The organism is Vibrio fortis, from assembly GCF_000695685.1.
GTDB classification, from domain to species: Bacteria; Pseudomonadota; Gammaproteobacteria; order Enterobacterales; family Vibrionaceae; genus Vibrio; species Vibrio fortis_A.
In genome coordinates, this window is record NZ_JFFR01000007.1 from 1 (window position 1) to 1,219 (window position 1,219).

Here is a 1,219-nt window from a genome sequence, read left to right on the forward strand (position 1 = left end):
GACGCACTAATTATGGCTCTGGCTTTTAGCTAACCCACGATATTGGAGGCTAGCACCTCGTGGGGGTCATTATGTCTATGTATATAGGAGATATATGAGACATTTTGGACATGTTCCCGGTATTGAGGTTGGAGATGTTTTCGAAAATCGAGCAGCTCTCAGAGCCGCTGGTATTCACTTACCGACGCAGGCTGGTATTAGTGGTGGAGAAAATGAAGGCGCTGACTCTATTGTACTCTCTGGTGGGTACGAGGATGATGAAGACTTTGGTAATGAAATCATTTATACAGGCGCTGGCGGCAGGGATGAAAATACTGGGAAACAAATAGCTAACCAAGAGCTTAAAAAATGGAATCTTGCTTTAGCTAAGAACACATTAGAAGGTTTCCCTGTTAGAGTTGTTAGAAGTCATGAACATAGTAGCGATTACTCTCCTTCAAAAGGCTTCCAATATGCCGGCCTATACCGTGTCGTTGAGTATTGGTGTGAGAAAGGAATCTCTGGGTTTAGAGTTTGGAGATATCGATTAATTGCAATAGATGACTTTGATAAAGCCATTTATAAAATACAAGTTCCTCCGGCAGGATATGGCCCAGTAAAACGTACACAGACTACAGTTCAAAGAGTTGTTCGCGATACAAATATTGCGAAAAAAGTAAAAAAATGGCACGGGTATCGTTGTCAGGTTTGTGGTTTGGCTATAGATACGGGGGTTGGTTTATATGCTGAAGCAGCACATATAAAGCCTCTAGGAAGTCCACATAATGGTCCTGATGTTTCAGAAAATATACTCTGCTTATGCCCCAACCACCATGTGATGTTTGATAACGGAATGTTTACAGTAGCTGACGACTTAAGTTTGATTGGGATGGAAGGGTGTCTACGTACAAATAAAAAGCACAAAATAGGCATTAACTTTATTACCTACCATCGGAACCACTATGCAAAATATACATAACAAGCAATTTAAGAGGGATTCACAATGCTTGGCACTTTTGCTTCTACTTCAGTTTTAGTGTTTATGGCACAATGGGTTAGGTTTAGTGGTGCGTTGCTCACCACTTAAGCGGGCGTTGATATGACCCCCACTGTCAATAAGAGCGTAGAAGTTTCTGCTCCCGCATTTATAGAGCCTTTTTTGTTATTTAGGGGATAGTGTTATCACATAGATGAAGCAAGTAATGTCGTCGGTTCTCATGCTGATATACGTGGATTGCTC

1 protein-coding gene is annotated in these 1,219 nt (G+C 41.4%); it reads left to right on the forward strand.

Annotated features, from left to right (window positions below; translation table 11 throughout):
* Positions 1 to 94 precede the first annotated feature (94 nt).
* The gene (locus VFDL14_RS16365; RefSeq protein ID WP_019278119.1) at positions 95 to 958 is read left to right on the forward strand and encodes a YDG/SRA domain-containing protein; all 864 of its coding nucleotides are present in this window, start codon (positions 95 to 97) and stop codon (positions 956 to 958) included.
* The last annotated feature ends 261 nt before the right edge of the window (positions 959 to 1,219 follow it).